This window comes from Pedobacter sp. UC225_65 (assembly GCF_042698365.1).
Taxonomy (GTDB): domain Bacteria; phylum Bacteroidota; class Bacteroidia; order Sphingobacteriales; family Sphingobacteriaceae; genus Pedobacter.
The window spans coordinates 3945956-3970393 of sequence record NZ_CP170550.1; the positions used below are offsets into that span (position 1 = coordinate 3945956).

21 protein-coding genes and 2 pseudogenes are annotated in these 24438 nt (G+C 47.0%); 18 read left to right on the forward strand and 5 right to left on the reverse strand.

Going from position 1 to position 24438, the window contains the following annotated elements:
• Positions 1-324: 324 nt before the first annotated feature.
• From ACFJIZ_RS20855 to ACFJIZ_RS20890, 8 genes and pseudogenes are all read left to right on the forward strand, one after another.
• Positions 325-5055: pseudogene (locus ACFJIZ_RS20855) on the forward strand (beta strand repeat-containing protein); the annotation flags it as partial.
• Between the two features lie 91 nt (positions 5056-5146).
• Positions 5147-5254, forward strand: a pseudogene (locus ACFJIZ_RS20860) (MBG domain-containing protein); the annotation flags it as partial.
• Positions 5255-5296: 42 nt separating this feature from the next.
• Positions 5297-6442 carry a gliding motility-associated C-terminal domain-containing protein gene (locus ACFJIZ_RS20865; protein WP_379094164.1) on the forward strand — a complete coding sequence of 382 codons (1146 nt, stop codon included), beginning with the start codon at positions 5297-5299 and terminating at the stop codon, positions 6440-6442.
• Between the two features lie 28 nt (positions 6443-6470).
• Positions 6471-7001, forward strand: coding sequence for a PorP/SprF family type IX secretion system membrane protein (locus ACFJIZ_RS20870; protein ID WP_379088605.1), 531 nt, complete (start codon positions 6471-6473; stop codon positions 6999-7001).
• 23 nt (positions 7002-7024) lie between these two features.
• A complete protein-coding gene (locus ACFJIZ_RS20875) occupies positions 7025-7354 on the forward strand; it encodes a type IX secretion system membrane protein PorP/SprF (protein ID WP_379088608.1) in 330 nt (109 codons plus the stop codon).
• A 201-nt stretch (positions 7355-7555) separates the two neighbouring features.
• On the forward strand, positions 7556-8269 hold the full coding sequence (locus ACFJIZ_RS20880) for a glycosyltransferase family 2 protein (RefSeq protein ID WP_379088611.1): 714 nt from the start codon (positions 7556-7558) through the stop codon (positions 8267-8269).
• 3 nt (positions 8270-8272) lie between these two features.
• Entirely contained in the window at positions 8273-8629 is a 357-nt protein-coding gene (locus ACFJIZ_RS20885; RefSeq protein ID WP_379088614.1) for a DUF2304 domain-containing protein, read from the forward strand.
• Positions 8630-8656: 27 nt separating this feature from the next.
• Positions 8657-10699, forward strand: a complete 2043-nt coding sequence (locus ACFJIZ_RS20890) for a hypothetical protein (RefSeq protein ID WP_379088617.1) — start codon at positions 8657-8659, stop codon at positions 10697-10699.
• A gap of 3 nt (positions 10700-10702) precedes the next feature.
• On the opposite strand, the gene ACFJIZ_RS20895 is transcribed toward ACFJIZ_RS20890, so the two are convergent.
• Entirely contained in the window at positions 10703-11080 is a 378-nt protein-coding gene (locus tag ACFJIZ_RS20895; RefSeq protein WP_379088620.1) for a hypothetical protein, read from the reverse strand.
• 35 nt (positions 11081-11115) lie between these two features.
• Here ACFJIZ_RS20895 and ACFJIZ_RS20900 point away from each other — a divergent pair, with 35 nt between their 5' ends.
• The gene (locus ACFJIZ_RS20900; protein WP_379088623.1) at positions 11116-11820 is read left to right on the forward strand and encodes a class I SAM-dependent methyltransferase; all 705 of its coding nucleotides are present in this window, start codon (positions 11116-11118) and stop codon (positions 11818-11820) included.
• On the opposite strand, the gene ACFJIZ_RS20905 is transcribed toward ACFJIZ_RS20900, so the two are convergent.
• Entirely contained in the window at positions 11821-12615 is a 795-nt protein-coding gene (locus tag ACFJIZ_RS20905; protein ID WP_379088626.1) for a glycosyltransferase family 2 protein, read from the reverse strand.
• Positions 12616-12694: 79 nt separating this feature from the next.
• Here ACFJIZ_RS20905 and ACFJIZ_RS20910 point away from each other — a divergent pair, with 79 nt between their 5' ends.
• The 3 genes from ACFJIZ_RS20910 to ACFJIZ_RS20920 all read left to right on the forward strand — a co-directional run bounded on the left by ACFJIZ_RS20910 (position 12695) and on the right by ACFJIZ_RS20920 (position 16047).
• The gene (locus tag ACFJIZ_RS20910; protein ID WP_379088630.1) at positions 12695-13624 is read left to right on the forward strand and encodes a formylglycine-generating enzyme family protein; all 930 of its coding nucleotides are present in this window, start codon (positions 12695-12697) and stop codon (positions 13622-13624) included.
• 77 nt (positions 13625-13701) lie between these two features.
• Complete coding sequence (locus ACFJIZ_RS20915) at positions 13702-15030, forward strand: Gfo/Idh/MocA family protein (RefSeq protein ID WP_379088633.1); 1329 nt, start codon at positions 13702-13704, stop codon at positions 15028-15030.
• A gap of 6 nt (positions 15031-15036) precedes the next feature.
• Positions 15037-16047, forward strand: a complete 1011-nt coding sequence (locus tag ACFJIZ_RS20920) for an FAD:protein FMN transferase (RefSeq protein ID WP_379088636.1) — start codon at positions 15037-15039, stop codon at positions 16045-16047.
• Between the two features lie 50 nt (positions 16048-16097).
• On the opposite strand, the gene ACFJIZ_RS20925 is transcribed toward ACFJIZ_RS20920, so the two are convergent.
• The gene (locus tag ACFJIZ_RS20925) at positions 16098-16700 is read right to left on the reverse strand and encodes an insulinase family protein (RefSeq protein WP_379088639.1); all 603 of its coding nucleotides are present in this window, start codon (positions 16698-16700) and stop codon (positions 16098-16100) included.
• A gap of 310 nt (positions 16701-17010) precedes the next feature.
• On the opposite strand from ACFJIZ_RS20925, the gene ACFJIZ_RS20930 reads away from it, so the two are divergent.
• The 3 genes from ACFJIZ_RS20930 (at position 17011) to ACFJIZ_RS20940 (ending at position 18935) form a co-directional block, all read left to right on the forward strand.
• Positions 17011-17625, forward strand: a complete 615-nt coding sequence (locus ACFJIZ_RS20930) for a LytR/AlgR family response regulator transcription factor (RefSeq protein ID WP_379088642.1) — start codon at positions 17011-17013, stop codon at positions 17623-17625.
• 145 nt (positions 17626-17770) lie between these two features.
• Positions 17771-18019, forward strand: a complete 249-nt coding sequence (locus ACFJIZ_RS20935) for a hypothetical protein (protein WP_379088646.1) — start codon at positions 17771-17773, stop codon at positions 18017-18019.
• A gap of 46 nt (positions 18020-18065) precedes the next feature.
• Entirely contained in the window at positions 18066-18935 is an 870-nt protein-coding gene (locus ACFJIZ_RS20940) for an aldose 1-epimerase family protein (RefSeq protein ID WP_379088649.1), read from the forward strand.
• A 55-nt stretch (positions 18936-18990) separates the two neighbouring features.
• Here the strand turns inward: ACFJIZ_RS20940 and ACFJIZ_RS20945 are convergent, their stop codons facing one another.
• On the reverse strand, positions 18991-20034 hold the full coding sequence (locus ACFJIZ_RS20945; RefSeq protein WP_379088652.1) for an NAD(P)-dependent alcohol dehydrogenase: 1044 nt from the start codon (positions 20032-20034) through the stop codon (positions 18991-18993).
• 149 nt (positions 20035-20183) lie between these two features.
• Here ACFJIZ_RS20945 and ACFJIZ_RS20950 point away from each other — a divergent pair, with 149 nt between their 5' ends.
• Genes ACFJIZ_RS20950 through ACFJIZ_RS20960 form a run of 3 tightly spaced genes read left to right on the forward strand, consistent with a single transcriptional unit; the run spans position 20184 to position 23067 of the window.
• Positions 20184-21467 carry an alkaline phosphatase family protein gene (locus ACFJIZ_RS20950; protein ID WP_379088655.1) on the forward strand — a complete coding sequence of 428 codons (1284 nt, stop codon included), beginning with the start codon at positions 20184-20186 and terminating at the stop codon, positions 21465-21467.
• A gap of 8 nt (positions 21468-21475) precedes the next feature.
• Entirely contained in the window at positions 21476-22561 is a 1086-nt protein-coding gene (locus ACFJIZ_RS20955; RefSeq protein ID WP_379088657.1) for a phospholipase domain-containing protein, read from the forward strand.
• Positions 22562-22584: 23 nt separating this feature from the next.
• Positions 22585-23067 (forward strand): GNAT family N-acetyltransferase, encoded by a 483-nt coding sequence (locus ACFJIZ_RS20960; protein ID WP_379088660.1) that lies wholly within the window; start codon positions 22585-22587, stop codon positions 23065-23067.
• 46 nt (positions 23068-23113) lie between these two features.
• On the opposite strand, the gene ACFJIZ_RS20965 is transcribed toward ACFJIZ_RS20960, so the two are convergent.
• The gene (locus ACFJIZ_RS20965; RefSeq protein ID WP_379088663.1) at positions 23114-24364 is read right to left on the reverse strand and encodes a DUF2130 domain-containing protein; all 1251 of its coding nucleotides are present in this window, start codon (positions 24362-24364) and stop codon (positions 23114-23116) included.
• Between the last annotated feature and the right edge of the window lie 74 nt (positions 24365-24438).

A 24438-nucleotide genomic window follows, 5' to 3' on the forward strand; every position in this document is an offset into this window, starting at 1 on the left:
GCAGATGACCTAACTCCGAGTATCTTTAATGATATAGACGAAATTAGAATATATTCAGCTATAGCAGCCCCAAATATTTGGATCGGCATAAATGATATTCAAGTGGGTAGCCCTATAGTTACCCCGGCCCCAAGTATTACGGGCAATCCGCCTAACCGTACGATCTGTGCTGCAGGTAGTACGACCTTTGGGGTTACGGCTACTAATGCTACCGGCTACCAGTGGCAGGTGAACAGCGGCAGCGGCTTCGTTGACATCACCAATGGCGGTGTCTACAGCAATGCGACCACTTCGACCTTGATGATCACAGGTGCTACCGGAGGGATGAACGGCTGGACCTACCGTTGCCGTGCGGTCAGCAGCGGGGGCAATGCGACCTCCAATGCTGCAACGCTTTCCGTTTCGGCGATCAGCACATCGAACTTTTCCCAGACGAACATTGCCTGCAAGGGCGGGTCTACGGGTTCTGCCACGGTTGTCCCCAGCGGCGGTATCGCCCCCTATACCTATTCATGGTCCCCTAGCGGGGGCACTGCGGCCACGGCCTCGGGCCTTGCTGCGGGCACCTATACGGTTACCGTTACCGACAACATCGGCTGTACGGCCACACGCAGTTTTACCATAAACGAACCTGCCACGGCACTTTCCGGCAGCATCACTGCCCAGACCAACAACAGCACCTTTGGCGGCTCTGCGGGTTCTGCCACGGTTACCCCGGCCGGTGGTACGCCTGGCTATACCTATTCATGGTCACCGGCTGGCGGTACGGCGGCCACGGCCTCTAACCTGACAGCAGGCACCTATGTGGTGACCATCACCGATGCCAATGGCTGCACGGCCACGGCCAGCGCTACCATCACCCAGCCTACGCTGGAGCTCTTCGCGCAGTCGCGGACAAACGTGAGCTGTTTCGGCGGCAACAACGGCAGTGCCACTGTTGGCATCAGCAGTGGTACGGGCCCCTATACCTATTCCTGGTCACCGAGTGGCGGTACTGCGGCCACGGCCACTGGGCTGTCTGCGGGCACCTATACCGTTACCGTTACCGGTAGCGGTGCCAGCGGCACGGCGACCCAGAGCTTTACCATTAGCCAGCCTGCAGCGGCACTTTCTGCTGCCAGTGGCGGCGGCAAGACCGACGTGAGCTGTTTTGGCGGAGGCAACGGTACGGCCACCGTTTCCCCTACGGGCGGTACCGGTCCCTACAGCTATTCATGGGCACCTAGCGGTGGCACCGCTGCCACGGCCACCGGCCTTGCGGCGGGCACCTATACGGTTACCGTTACCGATGCCAAGGGCTGCCAGACCACGCGCAGCTTTGCCATCGGCCAGCCCGCGGCTGCACTTTCGGCCGCTACGGGCGGTGGCAGTACCAATGTGAGCTGTTTTGGCGGGACCAACGGTACCGCTACCGTTTCCCCAACCGGCGGCACACCGGGCTATACCTATTCATGGTCCCCAAGTGGGGGCACTGCGGCCACGGCCACGGGCCTAGCGGCGGGCACCTACACGGTTACCGTCACCGATGCCAATGCCTGCCAGACCACGCGCAGCTTTACCATCGGCCAACCTGCGGCGGCGCTCAATGCGGCCGTGGGCGGGGGCAAGACCAACGTGAGCTGCAACGGGGGCAACAACGGCACGGCCACGGTCGCCCCAACGGGCGGTACGGGTCCCTATACCTATTCATGGTCGCCTTCTGGCGGTACCGCTGCCACGGCCACCGGCCTTGGGGTGGGGGTGTACACGGTTACCGTTACCGATGCCAACGGCTGCCAGGCGACCCGGAGCTTTACCATTACCCAGCCGAGTGCGTTGGGCGCAACCCGTAGCTGGACCAATATCGCCTGCTTTGGGGGCAGTACCGGTGCCGCCTCGGTGAACGTTACCGGTGGTACGGCCCCTTATACCTATTCCTGGTCGCCAAGTGGTGGCACGGCTGCCACGGCCACTGGCCTGACGGCGGGCACCTATACGGTTACCGTTACCGATGCCAACGGCTGCCAGCTTACCAGGAGCTATACCATTGTCGAGCCGGCCTCGGCACTATCGGCAGGCATCACCTCACAGACGAACAATACGACATACGGCGGTACTACCGGTTCGGCCACGGTTACCGCTACAGGTGGTACCCCGGGCTATACCTATTCATGGTCACCAAGTGGTGGCACGGCGGCCACGGCCAGCGGCCTAACGGCGGGCACCTATACGGTGACCGTTACCGATGCGAACGCATGTACCACTACCCAGAGCGTGACCATCACCCAGCCTACGCTGGTGGTATTCGCCCAGGGGCAGACCAACGTGGCCTGCAACGGCAGCGCCACGGGTTCGGCCACGGTGGGCATCACCGTGGGCACGGGCCCCTATACCTATTCATGGTCACCTAGCGGTGGCACGGCTGCCACGGCCACCGGCCTAGCGGCGGGCACCTATGTGGTGACCGTTACCGGCACCAGCGGCACGGCCACCCAGAGCTTCACGATCACGCAGCCTGCGGCCCTAGTGGCCAGCCAGGGCACCGTCACCAACGTATCGTGCAACGGCGGCAGCAACGGCTCTGCCACGGTATCGGTTACCGGCGGAACGGGCGCCTATACCTATTCATGGTCGCCAAGCGGCGGCACCGCTGCCACGGCCACCGGCCTTGCGGCGGGCACCTATGTGGTCACGGTGACCGATGCCAACGGCTGTACCACCACCCAGGGCTTTACCATTACCCAGCCTGCGGCCCTAGTGGCCAGCCAGGGCACCGTCACCAACGTATCGTGCAACGGCGGCAGCAATGCCTCTGCCAAGGTCAACGTGACCGGCGGTACGGGCGCCTATACCTATTCATGGTCGCCTAGCGGCGGTACGGCTGCCACGGCCAGTGGCCTAACGGCCGGCACCTATACGGTCACGGTGACCGATGCCAACGGCTGTACCACCACCCAGGGCTTCACGATCACGCAGCCTGCGGCCCTTGTGGCCAGCCAGGGCACCATCACCAACGTGAGCTGCAACGGCGGGACCAACGGCTCTGCCACGGTATCGGTTACCGGCGGCACGGGCGGCTATACCTATTCATGGTCACCTAGCGGCGGCACTGCGGCCACGGCCAGCGGCCTTTCGGCCGGTACCTATACGGTAACGGTGACCGATGCCAACGGCTGTACCACTACCCAGAACTTTACCATCACCCAGCCTGCGGCCCTTGTGGCCATGGCCTCTGCCCAGACCAACATCGCCTGCAACGGCAGCGCCACGGGCTCTGCCACGGTATCGGTTACCGGCGGCACGGCCCCCTATACCTATTCATGGTCGCCTTCTGGCGGTACCGGGGCCACGGCCACCGGCCTGTCTGCGGGCACCTATACGGTCACGGTGACCGATGCGAACGGCTGTACAGCGACACAGGGCTTTACCCTTACCCAACCGGCGGCCCTTGTGGCGACGGCCTCTGCCCAGACCAACGTATCGTGCAACGGCGGCAGCAACGGCTCTGCCACGGTATCGGTTACCGGCGGCACGGGCGGCTATACCTATTCATGGTCGCCTTCTGGCGGCACTGCGGCCACGGCCAGCGGCCTAGCGGCGGGCACCTATGTGGTGACCGTTACCGATGCCAACGGCTGTACCACCACCCAGGGCTTTACCATTACCCAGCCTGCGCCACTTGTGGCCAGCCAGGGCACCGTCACCAACGTATCGTGCAACGGGGGCAGCAATGCCTCTGCCAAGGTCAACGTGACCGGCGGTACGGGGGCATATACCTATTCATGGTCGCCCAGCGGCGGCACCGCTGCCACGGCCACTGGCCTAACGGCAGGGACCTATACGGTAACGGTGACCGATGCCAACGGCTGTAGCACCACACAGGGCTTTACCCTTACCCAGCCAACTGCGGTGACCCTTGCCGGGGCTGCGCTTTCCGGGGGCAAGGTGGGCGTTGCCTACACCCAAACGGTGGCTGCAGGCGGGGCCAGCGGAAGCTATAGCTACAGCTCCGGTCCTCTTCCCGCAGGGCTTGTCCTTGCGGCCAACGGCACCCTGTCGGGCATACCGGCCACTGCGGGCAGTTTCGATATTTCCATCACCGCTACCGACAACACCTGTACCGGCATATCGGCGACATCGGTGTTCCATATCGATGTGGCCAAGGGCGACCAGACGATCACCTTCGCCGCACCGGCCGACAGGACCTATGGCGATGCGCCGTTCGTGCTTGGCGCTACGGGCGGGGCCTCCGGCAGTGCGGTGGTCTATACCAGTTCAGGTCCGCTGGTGGCCACCGTCTCGGGGGCTACGGCGACCATCGTTGGCAGGGGCACCACGACCATCACGGCCAGCCAGGCCGGCAACGCCAACTACAACGCGGCGGTGGCGGTGGCCAGGGACCTGCACGTGAACACCAGGACGATAGCCGTTGTGGCCGAGGCCGGGACCAAGGTCTATGGCGATGCGGACCCGTTGTTGACCTATACCTATACCCCGGCCCTTGTGGGCGGTGACGCCTTCAGCGGCGGGCTTGCCAGGGCGCCCGGGTCCGGCGTGGGCAGCTATGCCATCGGGCAGGGCACCCTTGCCCTGGGCGGCAACTATACGCTGGCCTATACGGCGGCCGAGCTGACCATCACGCCAAGGCCGCTTACGGTAACGGCAGCGGCCAGGACCAGGGTGTTCGGCGATACGGACCCGTTGTTGGCCTATACCTTCGCGCCGGCCCTTGTGGGCGGTGACGCCTTCAGCGGGAAGCTGGCAAGGGCGGCCGGCGAGGACGTCGGCACCTATGCCATCGGACGGGGCACGCTGGACGCGGGCACGAACTACCAGCTGGCCTATGTGGGCGCCGAGTTCACCATCACGCCGCTGGCGGTGGCCGTCAGTGCCGTTGCCAGGACCAAGACCTATGGCGGTGCCGATCCGGCACTCACCTATACGGTCTCCCCGGCGCTGATCGGGACGGACTTCTTCACCGGGAACCTGTCGAGGGCACCTGGTGAGGGCGTGGGCAGCTATGCCATCGGCAGGGGCACCCTTTCACTGAACAACAACTACATACTGAACTATAGCGGGGCGGACCTTGTCATCGGCAGGGCCCAGCTCCGGATTGACCGCCCAGGACAGGGAAAGGTTTGCCGGCACGGCCAACCCTGCGTTTACGGTGGCCTACAGCGGCTTTGTGAACGGGGAGACCGTATCGGTACTGTCGGTGCCGGCCACGGCCACCACCACGGCCACCACGGCCAGTCCGGTGGGCACCTATGCGATCGTCCCATCTGGGGCGGTGGCGGCCAACTATGCCCCGGTGTACGTGAACGGTACACTGACGGTAAGGGCGGGGGCACCTTCGGACATCGTGCTGACGGCGGCCGGACTCTATGAGAACAGGCCGGTGGGCACACCGGCAGGCACGCTCTCGGTGCCGGGGGGCATTACGGGGAACACCACCTATGCCCTTGTACAGGGGGCGGGCGATACGGACAACGGGCTGTTCGCCATCAGCGGCGAGGGCCTTGTGGCCACGGCGGTCCTCGACTTCGAGGCCAGGCCGGTGTACGCGGTCAGGGTGCGGGCCACCAACCAGCTGGGCTTCAGCCTGGAGAAGGCCCTCACCATCACCATCGGTGACGTGAACGAGGCGCCGACACTGGACGCCGTGGCCGACCAGGCCATCTGTTCGTCCACCGCGGTACGCACGGTACCGCTGTCGGGCATCAGTGCCGGACCCGAGGCCGGCCAGACGGCCACCGTCTCGGTGTCCAGCGGCAACGCAGCGCTGTTCCAGGACCTTTCGGTATCCCCTGGCGGGATCAGCTACCAGCCAAGGGCAGGTGCGGTGGGCACGGCGACCGTCACCGTGACGGTGAGGGACAACGGCGGGGTGGCCAACGGAGGTACCGATACCTATTCAAGGACCTTCACCATCACCGTCAACGCGCTTCCTACGGTTGCCATCGCCTCTGACAAGGGGACTATGGTTGACAGGGGGGAGCAGGTGGTACTGACCGCCAGCGGTGGCACCAGCTACGTATGGGCCACGGCCAGCGGCATCGTCTCGGGGCAGAACACGGCCCAGCTGACCATCAGGCCTGTCCAGAACACCACCTATACGGTTACCGCGACCAATGCGGGCGGCTGCAGCAGCACGGCCACGATCGCCATCACGGTCACCGACCAGGCGGTACAGGTGAAGGCGACCAACATCATGTCGCCCAACGGCGACGGGGTGAACGACAGGTGGGTCGTGGAGAACCTGGAGCTGTACCCGAACAACCTGGTGAAGGTGTTCGACCGCGGTGGCCGGGTGGTCTACGAGAAGAAGGGCTACGACAACAGCTGGGACGCGACCCTCAGGGGGCTTCCGCTGGGCGAGGGCACCTACTACTACATCATCGACTACAACGGTGACGGCAAGACGGTGAAGAAGGGCTTCATCACCATACTGAACAAGAACTAACCAACAACGGACAAGAAAAAGGAACGACATGGACAACAAGAGATATATGAGGCTGGCGGCGGTGGTGCTGCTGGCGGCCCTTGGCCAGGGGGCCATGGCACAGCTGAACCCGCTGGGCTCCCAGTACTACAACAACCAGTACATCGTCAACCCGGCCTTTGCCGGGGAGGGCCGTGGGCTGAAGGTGAACGCTGCCTACCGCAAGCTGTGGAGCGGGATACCGGGCTCGCCGCTGACCCAGAACGTGACGGTGGACTACGGGCTGGGCAAGGTGGGCCTTGGGCTGAACGTGAACAACGAGAGCTCCGGGCTGCTCCGGCAGACCCGTGCGGTGGCCAGCTATGCCTACCACCTTCCGCTGGACAGCGGGCGCAACCACCTGAGCTTCGGGCTCTCGCTGGGGATGATGAGCCAGCGGGTACAGGAGCAGGAGATCTCGGGCAATCCCGGCGACATCGCCGTTGGGGAGTACAACGGGCAGCGGACCTACCTCGACGGGGACTTCGGTGCGGCCTTCGTATCGGGGGGGCTGACCGTACAGGCCTCGATCCCAACCTGAAGAGCTTCTTCAAGAAGGACGTGGTGAAGCTGGCCGACATCGTGACCTTCTTCACCGCGGTGGGCTACGCCTTCCAGCTGGGGGACGGCATGGAGCTGGAGCCCAAGGTGGCCTACAGGGGGGTGAGGAACTTCGACAACATGGTGGACGTCGGCACACAGCTGTCCCTCTCCCAGAAGCGCTTCATGCTCATGGGCATGTACCACAGCAACCAGAGCGCCACCTTCGGGCTGGGCATGGACATCGCCAGAAGGTACCTGGTATCGGGCATGTACACCACACAGACCTCAAAGCTCAGCGGATACACCAACGGCAGCTTCGAACTCAACCTCAGGGTTAACCTATCAAAATAAAAATATTGCTGAATAGAATTATTATAATTTATTGCTCAAAGCCTTCTATAATCGGAAGGCTTTTTTATGCCCAATATTTTTTCGAAAAACATCTTAATCCGATTTGTTCTATTAAATTTGTCTTTTGGCATCACTACTGATCAAATAATGCTTATTGATTTTAAGATGTAAACCTAAAAAATTGCCATCAGCCTAATTCCTATGCAAAAAAAGGTTTTAATAGTTATTCCATGTTACAATGAAGAAGTTGCATTGCCCTTATTATTGCAAGAGTTAAAGCAACTTGAACTACCTGAAGAATATGCCTTAACTACTTTGGTTGTAAATGACTGTTCTAAGGACAAAACCGTAGAAGTTGCGAGAAACCATCATACAAAGGTATTAGACCTTCCAAATAATCTTGGCATTGGTGGTGCCGTGCAATCGGGTTTTAAGTATGCTAAAATCAACGATTTTGATATGGCCATTCAATTGGATGGAGATGGCCAGCATCCACCTTGCGAAATCATCAAACTTTTAAATGCCAATGCAGAATTTGGTGCAGATGTGGTAATTGGTTCAAGATTTTTGGCTAATGAAGGTTTTCAATCTTCTTTTATGAGACGCATGGGGATCAAATATTTTTATCGTCTCAATCAATTGTTAACAGGGAACAATATTTATGATAGCACTTCGGGCTTTAGACTATTGGGTAGAAAGGCCATAACCATTGCGGCCGAAAATTATCCAGATGATTATCCAGAACCTGAGTCCCTTGTTATTTTTTCGAGAGCTAGATTAAAGATCAAAGAAGTTCCGGTAGTGATGAGCCATCGTTTAGGTGGGACATCGTCGATTGGAAATTTTTCTTCTGTCTATTATTGTATCAAAGTAACGATCAGCATGTTGTTCTCGTTTATACGTAAACCTCAATAAAATATGATGACCAGAATTCAAATTATTACGATCATTATCAATATTCTGTTTTTAATCTATATCTCTAGGTTAATTATCAAAGGTAAATTAAGAGAAGAATATGCCATCGTATGGTGGATATGCACAGGTGTACTGCTCTTGTTCTCGCTATGGGCCGAAGGTTTGGAAGTAATGTCTAAGCTATTTGGGGTGTATGAACCAGCGAACTTAGTATTCACGGGTTTCATCTTTATCATTCTGATTTACCTTCTACATTTGTCGGTGGTAAATTCTAAGCTTCAACGTAACATGACCAAGCTTAGCCAAGAATTGGCCTTGATGAAAGAAAAAGCGGAAGCGGAAAAGAAAGAAATACAATAGGTTTAAATCAATCCAGTTGAAACACAAATGACTATCAAGAATAAAAACATCATCCTCTTTGCATTAAGTATGTTGGCGTTGTTACTGGCCGCCTATGCCAATCACTTCCATAATGGGTTTCATTTTGATGATATACATACGATAGTAGAAAATACCCATATCAGGACACTCGCAAATATTCCGGAATTTTTTACGGATCCAAAAATGTTCAGTTCGGATCCAGACCATTATGGCTTAAGGCCCCTGGTAACTACTACCTTGGCCATTGATTATTGGATGGGGGGTGGCCTATATCCATTTTATTTCCACATCTCTACGTTTATCTGGCATATCTTATTGTGTGTGATGTTGTATTTTGTCTATAAAAAACTACTGAACATTTCATTTACACATCATTGGACTAATTACATTGCTTTATTTGCTGCTGGATGGTTTGCCATACATACTGCAAATGGCGAAACGATCAATTATGTCATCTCTCGATCTGATGTATTATCGACCTTTTTTATCGTGGCTTCTTTTGCAGTCTATATCCTGTATCCAGAAAAGAGGAAGAAATACTTGTACATTATCCCTGCAATAGTAGGTGTTTTTGCCAAAGAGACGGTGCTGGTGCTGATCATTTTGTTATTTTTCTATATCACATTGTTCGAGAAAAAATTAAGTATAGGTGAGCTATTCAAAGCCAAAAATTTTAAGTTGGTATGGCAAACCGTAGTTACATTATTGCCTATTTTAATTGTCGTTATCGCTGTACAGGTGTATACGCTTTCGAGGGTTCAAGCCATTCCAGGTATTTCTAATCCGGCAGGTTATTACTGGCTTACACAATGTTTTGTGTGGCTGCATTATTTTACGTCCTTCTTTTTTCCGATAAGTTTAAGTGCGGATACCGATTGGACAGTGATCTTAAATGTATTTGATCAACGGATCTTGATAGGCGTCGTTTTTGTGATTGCATTGGTCATCGCCATCTTTAAAACTTCTAAAAAGACAGAAACCAAGCCAATTGCTTTTGGACTGATCTGGTTTGCAGCAGCACTTTTGCCTACATCTATTGCACCGTTTGCAGAAGTGACCAATGACCACAGGATGTATTTTGCTTTCGTTGGACTGTCGTTGAGTGTAGTTACCTTCATAGCCCAGCTTTTAATGAAAAGAGAAAAAAAAATCGTGGCCAACAAAAAATATCAATTGTTGATTGCCACTGTTGCTTTTGTAATCCTATCACTAAATGCCTATGGTGTACATCAAAGAAATAAAGTCTGGAAAGATGGAGAGACATTTTGGTATGATGTAACGATTAAAAGTCCGATGAATGGCAGGGGTATGATGAATTACGGATTGACACAAATGGAAAAAGGGAATTATGAAATTGCGCTGAGTTATTATGAAAAAGCCCGAAAATTTTTGCCTACCTACAACCTGCTCTATATCAATATTGCTATTGCAGAAGGTGCACTTGGCTTACATGAAGCTGCAGATCTTAATTTTAAAAAAGCAATGATCTTTGCGCCAGAAGCTTTTCAATCTTATGCTTATTATACAAGATATCTGGTGCAGAACAAACGCTACGAAGAAGCAAGGGTAAGTGGCGAAAAAGCATTGAAACTAAACCCTTATTCTTTGATTGCGCTTAACAATTTACTGACCACTTATCAAAATTTGGGAGAATGGGCTGAATTGGAAAAGACGGCCCATCATCTGCTATCCGTTTCGCCAGGAGACAGTGAAGCACTTAAGGCTTTGGTAGCAGCGAAAGAGAAAAAGCCTATTCCAGCTGCAGCTCCAGAAACTGAAGCTAAAAAACAGATGAGTGCTGAAAATTACCTTAGCCTAAGTTTGGGTTTTTACAATATTGGCCAATACGAAAAATGTATAGATGCCTGCATGAGCGCCCTTAGGCTTAAGCCCGATTATGCAGATGCCTATAGCAATATGGCGGCCTCTTATAACCAGTTGAAACAATGGTCTAAAGGAATTGAAGCTAGTAAAAAGGCATTAGAAATAGATCCCAACCATAAGTTTGCGAAAGGAAACCTAGAGTGGGCCGAAAGAGAAAGGCAGTAACGCTTATTTGACCATGATGGTTACACCAACCAATACAATGAAAGCGCCAATGGCCTGTTGCAGGTTCAATTTCTCATTTAAGAAAAAGTAATTGGCCAGTAGAATAAAGATAAGTGATAGCAAGGTGGCAAAGGTGGCAATGGAAGTAGAAGCACTGGCCAGTTTTGGGATTTTAAGTAGCGAGTTATTGATCATGATAAAACTAACCCTGGTCAATACAGCAAATACCATAGCCAAAATGAATTTCCAGTTGATGATTAATCGGATAATATTATCTATGTTTAAAAGGTTACCGGAAATCAATGATCGATCACCAAGCAATACAATTGAGAAAGTGTTGGCAATACAATAAATAATAATCCAGAATATAATTAGTAACATATTTTAGCAAGTAATATTAAAATAAAAGGCCTTTAATGATTGAATTAAATTATACACCAACCGAAAAACTGGTAGTTAAAAGACCAGTAGAGCGAGTGAAATATATCACAAATATATGTATAAATAAAAACGTTCTTGACTTAGGCTGTTTTGATGAAACTGCATTGATCAAAGAAAATTCAACGAACTATCTTTTTCAACAGATCTCTGATGTTTCGGCATTGCATATCGGAGTAGATAATTCTAAGCTTTTACCACCAGAAGGAATTACCTACAGCGAGAACGTAAAAGTCCTACATGGCGATATTTATGACCTTAATAAAATGGGTTTGGAACAGTATAACTTTGATGTAATTGTGGCGGGCGAGCTGATTGAACATCTGCCCAATACACTGGAGTTTTTCTTGAACCTGAAAAGAGATTTTAGCGGCAAGAGGATAATCTGTTCTACACCAAATGCCACCTCTTTTGCCAACATGGCGTTGGCGCTTTTTAAAAGAGAATCCTGTCACGTAGACCACTATCAGGTGTATTCTTATAAAACATTGAATACTTTATGTAGAACGGCCAAATTTAAAAGTTGGCAGATCATTCCTTACCATGTTAAGTTTACTGAAATGATCATGGCAGCCAGCGGAGTTAAAAAACAGTTGGTGAAATTTGCAGAAAAAACAATCAATGGTGCTGAATATCTATTTCCGTTAACCGGAGGTGGTTATATCATCGATATCGAAATTTGATCAAATCCGATTGTCTTTATGTCCAAATGCATAAATTTTAGAGATCAATTTGGCTATACCTTTACCCCAAATCTGTTCGAAGATCTGTAGTTCTTCTTGCTGTCTTTTGCCATTACTGATCTGATTGGTGGTTTCTGAATCGATGTGGATCCGATGCTTTACTAATTTTTGGTTGATGTAGAGGAATGAACCGTTATGTTTGGCCAGTTTGAGCCAAGCATACCAATCTAATGCACAACTATAATCAGTAGAAAAGCTGAAATCGGCAGGGGCCGATGCTAGATTCAATGTCACCGCTGGGCAACAAATTGGATCACCAAATGACAAGACCGATTTCTTAAAAAAAGAGCTTTTCAAACTTTTAGAGAAGGCAAAAGGAAAAAGTAAAATGGATTTGATCATGGCGTTTAGCGAAAATCCCCTCACCTGGTCATTGACCAAGTCTGCATAATTGGTAAAAGCAATCAGGATATTTTCTTTCGGTCGTTTTTCAATCTCCTTAACAATTGTCGCTACATAAGTTGGCTGATAAATGTCGTCTTGATGGGCAATGGTAACCAAAGGTGTGCTGGCTTTGGACAAGGCAAAATTCCAATCTGTGGCAATTGAACTTGGCGCCTCGTTCACAAAATAACGGAGCTGATATCTTTCGGCCAACGCTTCAATAAATGGCGATGGAGTAGAAGTCGTCAATACAATTTCACCTTTCATGGTCTGATTCAGCAAACTCTGTATACAACTCTCCAGATAAGGCGAGTTTTTATAAGCAGGGATGACGAAAGTATGTTCTTGCATGTTGGTGTGCATTTGAACTGCAAATATACATTTACAGTTTGATCTTACTAGATTGGAATTTTTTCCTAATTTTAGTGTTATGAAAGGCAAAATACGGATCACATTACTTTGTTTCACACTTTTAGGATTTAAGACTTTAGCACAGCAGAAATTGACAGCTTACCAACAGCAGATTGAAGGTACAAAGCTCTCTTTCGAGATGCAGCCCATTCCTGGTGGCGATTTTTTGATGGGCAGTACAAAAGGTAACCCCGACGAAGCACCAGTGCATAAAGTAAAACTCGACCCTTTTTGGATGAGCAGATTTGAAGTGGTCTGGGATATTTATGAGCCTTTTCTGTACAAAGACTACGAAGTAAACAACAGCATGGGTAAAGTACCTGTACAGGTTGATGCGGTAACACGGCCAACTAAACCTTATCTGGACATGACTTTTGGAATGGGTAAACAGAATTATCCGGCATTGGCCATGACACAATACAATGCCATCCAGTTCTGTAAATGGCTTTATGCTCGTACGGGTGTTTTTTACCGTTTGCCTACTGAGGCAGAATGGGAATATGCCTGCAGGGCTGGAAGTAAAGAAGAATATTCTTTTGGCGATGATCAAAGTAAATTGAGCGATTATGCCTGGTTTGGTGCCAATAGCGAAAAGAAGACACATCAGGTTGGCCAGAAAAAGCCCAATGCTTTTGGTTTATACGATATGCATGGGAATGTAGCGGAGTGGACTTACGACCAATATCAACCAGATTTTTATGCAACGCTAAGCAAAACAATCGTTAAAAATCCAGTTGCCATAGCAGCTAAACTCTATCCCTTGGTGGTACGTGGGGGTTCTTATGAAGATGATGCAAAATCACTTCGCTCTGCAGCCAGAAGACCTTCTGAGCCTTCTTGGAAGCAAATCGACCCTCAGATCCAAAAAGCAATTGGTGGTTTCCTGAGGCTCCTTTTATCGGAATTAGGCTGGTTAGACCATTGCTTACACCAGACAAGGCTGAGATAGATGCTTATTATAACAAAGCGCCCATAGCAGATTATTAATTTGAACTAAACACTAATCTAAATATAAACTAAAAACAAATGGCAAAAATTAACGAAACGCACAACGAGCGTAGGGAATTTCTAAAGGCCTCTGCACTGGTGGCAGGTGGGGTATTGATGAGCGGCTACGCTTGGGCAGGCAGTCCTGTTTCTTCTGTAGATGATACCATCAAGATTGCGCTGATCGGCTGTGGAGATAGAGGTACCGGCGCAGCGTATCAGGCATTAAGTACCAAATTTAACCTGAAACTGGTGGCCATGGCCGATGCTTTTCAAGACCGTTTGGAAAGTAGTTATAAAATCTTGGCCGATAAATTTAAAGAAAAGGTAGATGTACCGAAAGACCGTCAGTTTGTAGGTTTTGATGCTTATCAAAAAGCAATCGCATTGGCAGATGTGGTTTTATTGGTTACCCCACCGGGTTTTAGGCCCATGCATTTTGAGGAAGCGGTTAAACAAGGTAAACATGTGTTCATGGAGAAACCTGTAGCCGTAGATTCGCCCGGGATTAGAAAAGTATTGGCTGCTGCCGAACTGGCCAAACAAAAGAAATTAAATGTGGTTGTTGGCCTACAACGCAGGTATCAGACCAATTATAGAGAAACGTTAAAAAGGATGCAGGATGGAGCAATTGGCGATATTGTTTCTGGACAGGTTTATTGGAACAGTGGGGGTGTTTGGGTAAAGCCACGTGTGGCTAACCAAACCGAAATGGAATACCAGATGCGCAATTGGTACTATTTCAATTGGTTGTGTGGTGACCATATTGTAGAGCAACATGTACATAATATAGACATTGCCAATTGGGTAAAAAATGCATATCCGGTCTCTATTCAAGGTACGGGTAGTAGGGCGTGGAGAACCGGAAAAGATTACGGCGAAATCTACGACAATCATGCGGTAGAGCTAACTTATGCAGATGGATCGGTCATCTACAGTCAATGTCGCCATTTTGAGGGTACCAATAACAGGGTTGACGAAACTTTCCAAGGTACAAAAGGTAGGGTCTATCTTTCGGCCAACAATAGTGGGATTTTATGGGACCATCAGGGTAAAGAAATCTTTAACCATGACAGGAAAGGAAATGCAAATCCATACCAAACAGAACACGATGAGTTGTTTGATGCCATCTCTAAACGTGAGTATAAGTTTTGGGATGCCGAGCGCGCAGCAAAAAGCTGTTTTACGGCCATCATTGGACGATACGCTACTTATTCTGGCGAGGTGATCAAATGGGAGGATGCGCTTAAAGCCGAGAATAGTCTTTTCCCCGACAAACTAAGTTGGGATGCCATGCCAAAAGTTTTGCCAGATGCCAATGGCCTATATCCAGTGGCCATGCCTGGAAAAACCAAAGTATTGTCTTAAGCATTGATGCAGGCTATTTTAAAATATTTGGTATTTGCTCTTTTTTGTATCGCTGCAATTGACCATCCGCCATTACGCGAGGTTAAGATCAAGGGGTATGCACAAGGTACCAGCTATGCAGTAAGCTATTTTGCAAGCGATAGTCTGGTTACCAAAGGGCAGATCGATAGTATTTTAGATGTGATAGACCTATCGATGTCATTGTATAAAAACAATTCGAGCATCCATCAATTCAATCAATCTGAAAAGGGGCTAATGTTAGACGAACATTTTGCCGCAGTAGTTCAAAGAGCCTTTGAAATCAATAAAGATACACAAGGGCGCTTTGACATTACCGTTGCTCCTTTGGTGCAGCTTTGGGGCTTTGGCCCACAAAAGATCGGTTCCTTTCCAGATCGTGCAACAATTGAGCAGGTATTACCTTGTGTTGGAATGGATAAAATTGAACTGAAAGGCTCGTTCCTACACAAAAACAAACCCTGTGTAACGATAGACCTCAATGGTATTGCACAAGGTTATACGGTAGATGTGATTGCAGGTTTTCTCCTTCAAAAAGGAATAAAGGTATTTATTGCAGAAGTGGGGGGAGAACTAAGGATAAGTGGACCAAAACCAGATGGTACCCAAATTCGGATTGGAATTGAGGGCCCAGTAGATGGTCAACCAGAGGCTAGCTCCATTAAGCACATCATCTCTTTTAAAGAAGGAGCGGTAACTACCTCCGGCAATTACCAAAAGTATCTCAAGTTCGGTAATCAAAAGGTTTCGCATCTGATCGATCCCAAAACAGGCTATCCATTGGCCAATGAGATGATCAGCGTAACGGTTTTTGCAAAGGATGCAACGACGGCAGATGGTTACGATAATGCCTTAATGGCTATGGACCTCACAACAGCCCTGCTTTTTGTAGCGGCCAGAAAAGACCTGGAAGCTTATTTCATCTATAAAAGGGCCGATGGTAAAATAGCCGATACCCTGACTACTGGTTTTAAGAAACTGCTAATTGATCCTAAATAAAAAGGGATTGAAATTTAGTTCCAATCCCCTTCGATCTGTGGTTTTGAGGTTTATAAAGCAGTCGTTTCAGTTTTCCAGTCTCCAAATACTCTGTTGGTTATTAATTTGGCTGCACTTGGTGTAATGTCGCCCGCAATGGTAATGTAAGTATCGGCTGCTTTAAAGTTCTTGTTATAAAAATCCTGTAGATCTTTAATGGTAATAGAATCCAGGTCAGCTTTATTGCCTGTGTATGCACTTTTCATTTCATTGAATGCTTCTTTTGTAATTTCTGGATTGATAAAGGCATTGGATACAAAACTTAAGGTCTGTTCGAAAGTGGTGATGTTAGTGGCTGCATTTGCTTCGTTAAAAGTCATGGTAACACGGGCAACAGGTTTGCCATTTTCTAACATACCTTCATTAAACTTGGTGGCTTTGTTGCTTAAGAAGTTTTCCAAGACCTGTGCAGCAACTTTTTGGCTGTCGTCGGTTTGGTTTTCTATGGTTAGGCGGGAATAGATTTTGCCTAGACCAACATTTTGGGCTACTACTACTGTTAAGCCATTTTTAAGTTTAAAGCTAACAGGTTCCTTCATTGGGCTCTGCGCAAATGAAGTGTTAAAAGAAAATAGGGCGATCAATAAGATCGAGAGTCTGTGAATTTTATTCATGGTTAGAAATTTGATTATTTTAAATGGTTATCTGTAGACAAAGTTATTGTGCGTTGTAAAATCTTTAAATAGGGCATAGTTACATGGGCATAAAAGCCCGTTAAACAGCCATATACGTTCTTTAAAATTCAGGCTAACATACGACTTTTAATAATGAACAGATTGAACAAAACTAAAATTACTTATTAGTTAATGTTAGTTTTTAACTTAGACTTGGTTAAAACTACCTAATGAACTGCTTAATTATTGATGATAATGAGATTGCCAGGTTAACCCTGATCCAATTATTGACGCTCGATCCTCGTTGAACTTGATTGGAGAATGCGACAATGCCAAGGACGGCTATCATAAAATTTTAACCAATCCGATAGATCTTTTGCTATTAGACATAGAGATGCCCGGAATGAGTGGCATTGAGCTGGTGAAAAGTTTGGGCCAAAAGCAACCCATCATGATATTTACCACCGCCAAAAGAGATTATGCAGTTGAAGCTTTTGACCTCAGGGTGGTAGATTTTATTGTGAAACCTGTCTCTCCAGCACGGTTCCTACAATCCATAGAAAAAGCTAAAGAAATCCTGGAAACCAAAAAAAACAAGGTAAGTGAACTGTCTGACGAATTTATCTTTATCAGAGATTCGAATACAGTGCGTAGGTTAAAGCTCAACGAAATCTTATTCTTGGAGGCTATGGGCGACTACGTTAAAATAGCGGTCCATGAGAAAATATATTCTATCCATTCTTCCTTAAAATCGGTTGAAGATAAATTACCAAACCATATTTTTTTGAGGGTACATCGCTCCTACATCATCAACGTAAGTAAAATAGACACCATAGAAGGTGGTACTTTGATTATAGATAAAAATCTAGTTCCGGTATCTGATGCTTTTAGGGCTGCCCTCAATAAAAGGGTACAGATACTTTAATGTTATTTAAAATGGAAAATGCAATGAACAAAGACCAGAATGAATTTGAGTTGCTTGATTTAAGTTACATGAAACAAGTAAGCAGGGGAGATACCGACTATGAAAAAAAAGTAACCAGATTGTTTATAAGATCATCCCCGAAAACTTGGCCAATCTGCAGCGCGACTTTGAGCTGCGTGCTTATCCGGGTATTAAAAAAACCTTGCACCACATGCAGTCTAGTATTGCTGTGATGGGCCTAGACAACAAATTGGCCGATTATTTGGATATGGACCTATATGATCGCGTAAATAGCAAACAGGTAAAGGAAAACCTTGATTTTATTGCCGAAATCTGTAATAAAGCTGTAGAAGAAGCCAAACAATACCTGATCGCATTAAATAACAATAATTAAGTGTTAATTTTTATGCCATGTAAAAGCGATTATTTATTTTTACCTCATGACGGTCTCCATCGAAAATGAGCACATAAGAGCAACCTTTAACACAAAGGGTGCAGAACTACAATATATTACGGGTGTACACAGCAATACCGAGTTTCTTTGGAGCGGAGATGCCAATTATTGGGGTAAATTTAGTCCGGTTTTATTTCCGATGATCGGTGCGTTGAAAGACAATACTTATGTATATGAAAACCAGAGCTATCATTTACCAAGGCATGGTTTTGCCCGCGACCTAGAATTTAAGATTGAACAGATCGCAGAACACGAAATCCTTTTTACACTTACGCATACGGCTGAGACTTTAGAGAATTATCCGTTTGAATTTAATCTGGGCCTACGCTACAAGATGTTTGGTGCCAGTGTTTGTTGCACATATGAGGTAAGTAACCCTGCTGATAAAGAATTGTTGTTTTCTATTGGCGGACATCCTGCCTTTGCAGCACCTTTAAATAATGAAGGGAATTACGAGGATTACTTTTTGCAGTTCAACAACGACGAAGAGCTGACCTATCATCATATCGTAGATAACCTGGTTTCGGATAAGATCACTACACTTCAATTGACTGAAAAGAGATTGCCGTTGAAACACGAACTGTTCTATGACGATGCCCTGGTTTTCAAAAACCTTAAAAGTGATAGCATTTCTCTGATGAACACCAAAAACTACAATGGGCTCAACTTCAAGTTTAAAGATTTTCCTTATTTCGGTATATGGGCTGCAAAGGATGCGCCTTTTGTTTGTTTAGAACCTTGGTGTGGCATTGCAGATTCAATGCAGCATAACCAACAACTCAAAGACAAAGAAGGAATTATTACCTTGGCGCCAAAAGAAAATTGGCAACGTACCTGGCAGGTTACCTGTTTTTAAAAAGGTTTGAGTTGGATAGTTTCTAAACTGCCCAACTCAAACACTTCTCCATTTCTTAGATTGATTCCATATCGATTACAAAACGATAATGAACATCACCAGTTAAAGTACGTTCAAAAGCTTCGTTGATTTGGTCCATTTTGATCAGCTCAATGTCTGCACTAATGTTATGTTCTGCGCAATAGTCCAGCATTTCTTGGGTTTCTTTAATGCCACCCACTAACGATCCCACTAAACTTCTACGGCCAAAGATCAGGTTTACTGCACTTACTTCAGATGGTGTTGGTGGTACACCCAACAAAACCATTACTCCATTGGTACGCAACAAAGCCAAATACTCGTTGTAATCATGTTTAGCAGAAACCGTATCGATGATAAAATCAAAAGTATTGGCCAAAGCCTTCATATTTGCTTTTTCTGTAGTCAAGGCAAAATGATGCGCACCTAATGCGGTTGCATCTTTTTCTTTTTCTGGCGAACGGCTCAACATGGTTACTTCAGCACCCATTGACGAAGCGATCTTTACCGCCATGTGGCCCAAGCCACCTAAACCAACCACCGCAACTTTATGGCCCTTTTTAACACCCCAATGTTTCAAAGGCGAATAAGTGGTAATACCTGCACACAAAAGAGGCGCTACATTTGCCAATGGCAATTTGTCTGAAACATTCAATACAAAACCTTGCGTAACTACAATATGGCTCGAGTAGCCACCATAAGTAATGGTTTTTTTGTCTTGCGAGTAAGAATTATAAGTTTGGGTATGTCCATTTTCGCAGTATTGTTCTTGGTGGTCTTTGCAATTGTTGCAATGGCCACATGAATCTACAAAACAGCCTACACCAACCGTATCGCCAACTTTAAATTTACTCACTGCACTACCCACACGGGTTACTTTGCCTACAATCTCGTGTCCAGGAACTACTGGATACATGGTGCCGCCCCATTCGTTACGGGCGGTGTGGATGTCTGAATGGCAAACCCCACTGTACAAGATCTTGATTTCAACATCGTCGGCTCCAGGCTCGCGACGATCTAATTTAAAAGGCCCAAGAGGCTGATCTGCCTGCTGTGCCGCATATGCTTTTGCTTCACTCATCAGTATTATTCTTTAGTTAAGATAAAACAAACTTAGGTATTGAAAGTTCCAATTCAAATCTGCATTTTGTCATAAAAATTTAATAGGGATTGTTTTTGATTCAATAGCCTACACTGTACATTTGAATAGTTCTAAATTTTAAACTGACTATGGATTTAAGAAGAGATTTTATCAAGAAAGCAACATTGTTGTCGGGGGCATTGGGCTTGTCTAATGTTATTCCGATGTCTATCCAAAAAGCGATGGCCATTAATGCAGCTCCAGGTACTACATTTTACGATGCAGAACATGTTGTGTTTTTGATGCAGGAAAATCGTTCTTTCGACCATATGTTTGGCAAAATGAGAGGAGTAAGAGGTTTTAATGACCCAAGAGTCAAAATGTTGCCCAATCAGAATAAGGTATGGCTACAGAACGATGATAAAGGCAATACCTATGCTCCATTTCATGTAGATATCAATAAAACCAAAATTACCTGGCAGGGTGGTTTGCCACACTCTTGGTCTGATCAAGTAGCAGCAAGGAACAAAGGGAAATACGACAAATGGGTACCTGTAAAATCTTTAATGAGCTTGGGCTATTATAAAAGAGAAGATATTCCTTTTTATTATGCCATGGCTGATGCCTTTACCGTATGCGACCATAATTTCTGTTCGTCGCTAACAGGTACTACCCCAAATCGCTTGTTCTTTTGGACTGGTACAATCCGCCCAGAGCAATCAGCCAATTCGGTGCCAGTAGTGAACAATTCTCAGGCTGAATCGCAAGACAATGTCTTTGTAGATTGGCAAACCTTCCCCGAAATCTTAGAAGACAATGGCGTATCGTGGAAGGTTTACCAGAACGAGTTATGGACCGCTAAACTACCAGAAGGAGAGATAGACGATTGGTTGGGCAATTATGGTGATAATCCTTTGGAGTATGTGAAGCGACATCATGTTAAACTATCGGCCTATTTCCGTCAGAATGGGGATCAGACCAGTTACCCAGCCCTAACGGCCGAAGAAGTGTTGACCAAATACAACCAGCTTTCTGCAAGAGAGAAAAACCTGATTGATAAAGCTTTTACCACCAACATCCAAAACCCAGATTATTTAAAACTGGCGCCATTTACTTTTACCAATGATCAAGGGAAGGAAGAAACCTTAAACATTCCGAAAGAAGATATATTTGAGCAGTTTAGAAAAGATGTAGACAACGGAAAACTGCCTACGGTTTCTTGGTTAGTGGCTCCCCAAAGGTTTTCAGACCATACCAGTTCGCCTTTGTACGGAACTTGGTACGTATCTGAAGCGATAGACATTTTAACCAAAAATCCAGAGGTCTGGAAAAAGACCATCTTCATTTTAACGTATGATGAGAATGATGGTTATTTTGACCATGTCCCACCTTTTGTGCCACCTAAACCCAATGATCTTCTACGGGCAAGGTAAGCAAGGGCTTGGAGCCATGGGTAGATTATGAGTTTAGGAAAGATAGTCCGATTGGTTTGGGTTATCGTGTGCCCATGTTGGTGGCTTCGCCTTGGAGCAAGGGTGGCTATGTAAACTCGCAGGTTTTTGACCATACTTCTTCATTGATGTTTTTAGAAAAATTCTTAAGCCATAAAACAGGGAAGCAGATCAAGAGTGAGGTAATCAGTCCATGGAGAAGAGCTATTTGTGGGGATTTGACATCCGTATTTAGGCCTTATCATGGAGAGGATTTGAAAACTCCAGAAAGGTTAAAAAAAGAAAAGGTAATTACAGGCATACAAAATGCAAAGTCGAAGCCTGCACAAGTAACGCCAACGGCCTTATCTAAAACTGAAATAGACAAAATCAATACCTATCTGCCATTTTCTAAAGATGCTTCTACATTTGCCGCTGTTCAGGAGCAAGGAACACGTTTGGCCTGTGCCTTGCCTTATCAACTGGCTGTGGATGCGGGATTGAATGCCGAAAAAACAGTTCTGAAACTGAATTTTGCAGCAGCTAAGACTGCATTCGGACAGCAATTGGAAGCTGCAGGTGCTGCTTTTAATGTATACACAGCTGGTAAGTACAAAAAAGAAGCTGGAAAAACTTGGGCCTATGCGGTAAAAGCTGGAGACAGCTTAACAGATAGCTGGGAAATTACGGCGTTTGAAAATGGCAATTATGACCTTAACGTAAACGGACCTAATGGATTTTTCCGCCAGTTTAAGGGGGATGCAGCAGATCCAGCAATTGAAATGGCAAGTGTGTATGAGCAAAGTGGGCTGCTTAAAAAATTGACAGGTAATGTGCAGCTGATTTTAGAAAACAAAGAGAACACTACCGTAGAAGTGTTGATCAAAGACGAGGCGTATATGGCCAATTCAAAGACTATCAAAATTGCGGCAAACAGCAAAAAGATCGTAACACTCAATCTGCAAAAGAGTAAGGGCTGGTACGATTTTGTTATTACTGTAGCAGGTCGTCCCAACTTTTTAAAACATTATGCGGGCCATGTTGAAACAGGCGAGGAATCAATCAGTGATCCTTTGATGGGTGGGGTGATTGCTTAAACAATTTCATTATTTTTGTCGCCATGCAAACAAACTTAAGACTTATCCAACAAAGCGATGATGTAGCACTTGGCCAACTGATCAAAAGTGTTTTAGCCGAATATAAAGCGAACAAACCTGGAACTGCCTATTTTGATGAAAGCACAGATCATTTGTCTGCTGTTTTTGAAGAAGCTGCTTCGGCTTATTGGGTTTTGGAAGAAGAAGGTAGAATTATAGGTGGTGCTGGGGTTTTCCCTACAGCTGGATTGCCAGCCCAAACCTGCGAACTGGTTAAGCTTTACCTTTACCCAGAGGCAAGGGGAAGGGGTTTTGGAAAAATTTTAATGGAGAAATGTTTCGAAAGTGCCAAAAAATTAGGTTATGCAAGCATGTATCTAGAAACCATGCCAGAATTGAACCAAGCGGTAAATATGTACGAAAAAATGGGTTTTGAAAAGTTGAGAGGCGCCTTAGGTAACTCAGGACACTTCGGTTGCGATATCTGGATGTTAAAACAATTATAGGTGAACTCCATGGTTCGTGTCCACACGAACCATGGAGTTAATTAAACTAATCCAACAACAGGTCATCATCGTCCTCTCCCAAACTCAATTGGATGTTGTCGTTGCCCGAAATACCTTCAATAGAACCTCTAATGTGCGCCGCATTTAACAAAACTTTTTCCAGCTGTTTCTCTCTACTTTTCCATAATCTTTCCATGGCATCACGTTCACGTTGGATAGACAGTTTCATGCTCATGAAACCTTCGCGAATGGCCTTCCATTGTTCTGAAAACTCATTCCCGTTCAAGTAATCGTAAAGCATGTGCATTTTATCGCCCTTGTTTTCCTGCGATTTGGTGGCACCAAATAGTTTGATGATCCCGTCTCTCAAGATGTACGAAACAGCTTTCACTTCATCAAAAGAACAGATCCATACACCATCCTTTTCACCAAAACAATCCATGCCCTTAGGGTAAGCTTGGGTAACGATTACGGCTACATCAACCCCCATACTGCGCATGTCTTTTTTGAGCTTTTCGATCCACTCCATAGAGAAATCCTTGGTCCGTTTGCTCTCATAAATGATGCGTCCACATTCTTGTCCAAACTGGTTGCGTACGTTGTGTACACAGTCAGCTCCCCTTACCCCTTTGCCTACCTCTTCGATCAAATCAAAAGGGAAGGTATTGCGCAACAGTTCTTCCAATATCAGTTCTTGTACTTCACCTTGTAATTGCATCGAACCCTGTTCGGCTTTACGTTTCATTTCTTCAGCCAGTTTTTTCTGGTCGTCCAATTGTTTTTCAAGCTCCCTTACACGCAGCTGGTGCTCGGTTTCTTTAAGGCTGTTTTTTTCAAGTTCCTGCTTACGCACTTGGGCAACGAGTTCTTCTCGTTGTTCTTGCAGCTTACGTTGAATGCTCAGTTCAAGTTCTGCCTCACGTGTTTTGATCTCTTGTTCTTTTTTTAAGAATTCGATTTCCTTGCCACGGGCCAATTTTAGTTTCTCTTCGTTTTCTTTATTGGCCTCGTCGAGCATCTTCAGTTTGTTCTCAAAATCGGCACTTATCGTTTTGCGTAGGTTTTCGGCCATGGACGCTTGCAAAGCATTTTTTTCTTGCGTCAGCTTTTGTTCAAAAGCCAGTTCCTGTTGTTTTTTTTGTTGCTCAAATGCCTCAGCTTTTTTCTGAAATTCTTCTTCCTTTTGTTTGGTAAAAGAAACCATCTTCTCTCTCAGGTCCTGTTTATATTCTTCGGCCATTACCTCTTCAATAGGAAAAGTATGGTTACAGTTAGGGCATTTTATTTCTGTCGACATGGGCTACGATTTGAGGGTCCAGATTTTTTGGACGGATTCAAAAATACGGAAATTATAGATAGGATTTTACAGCC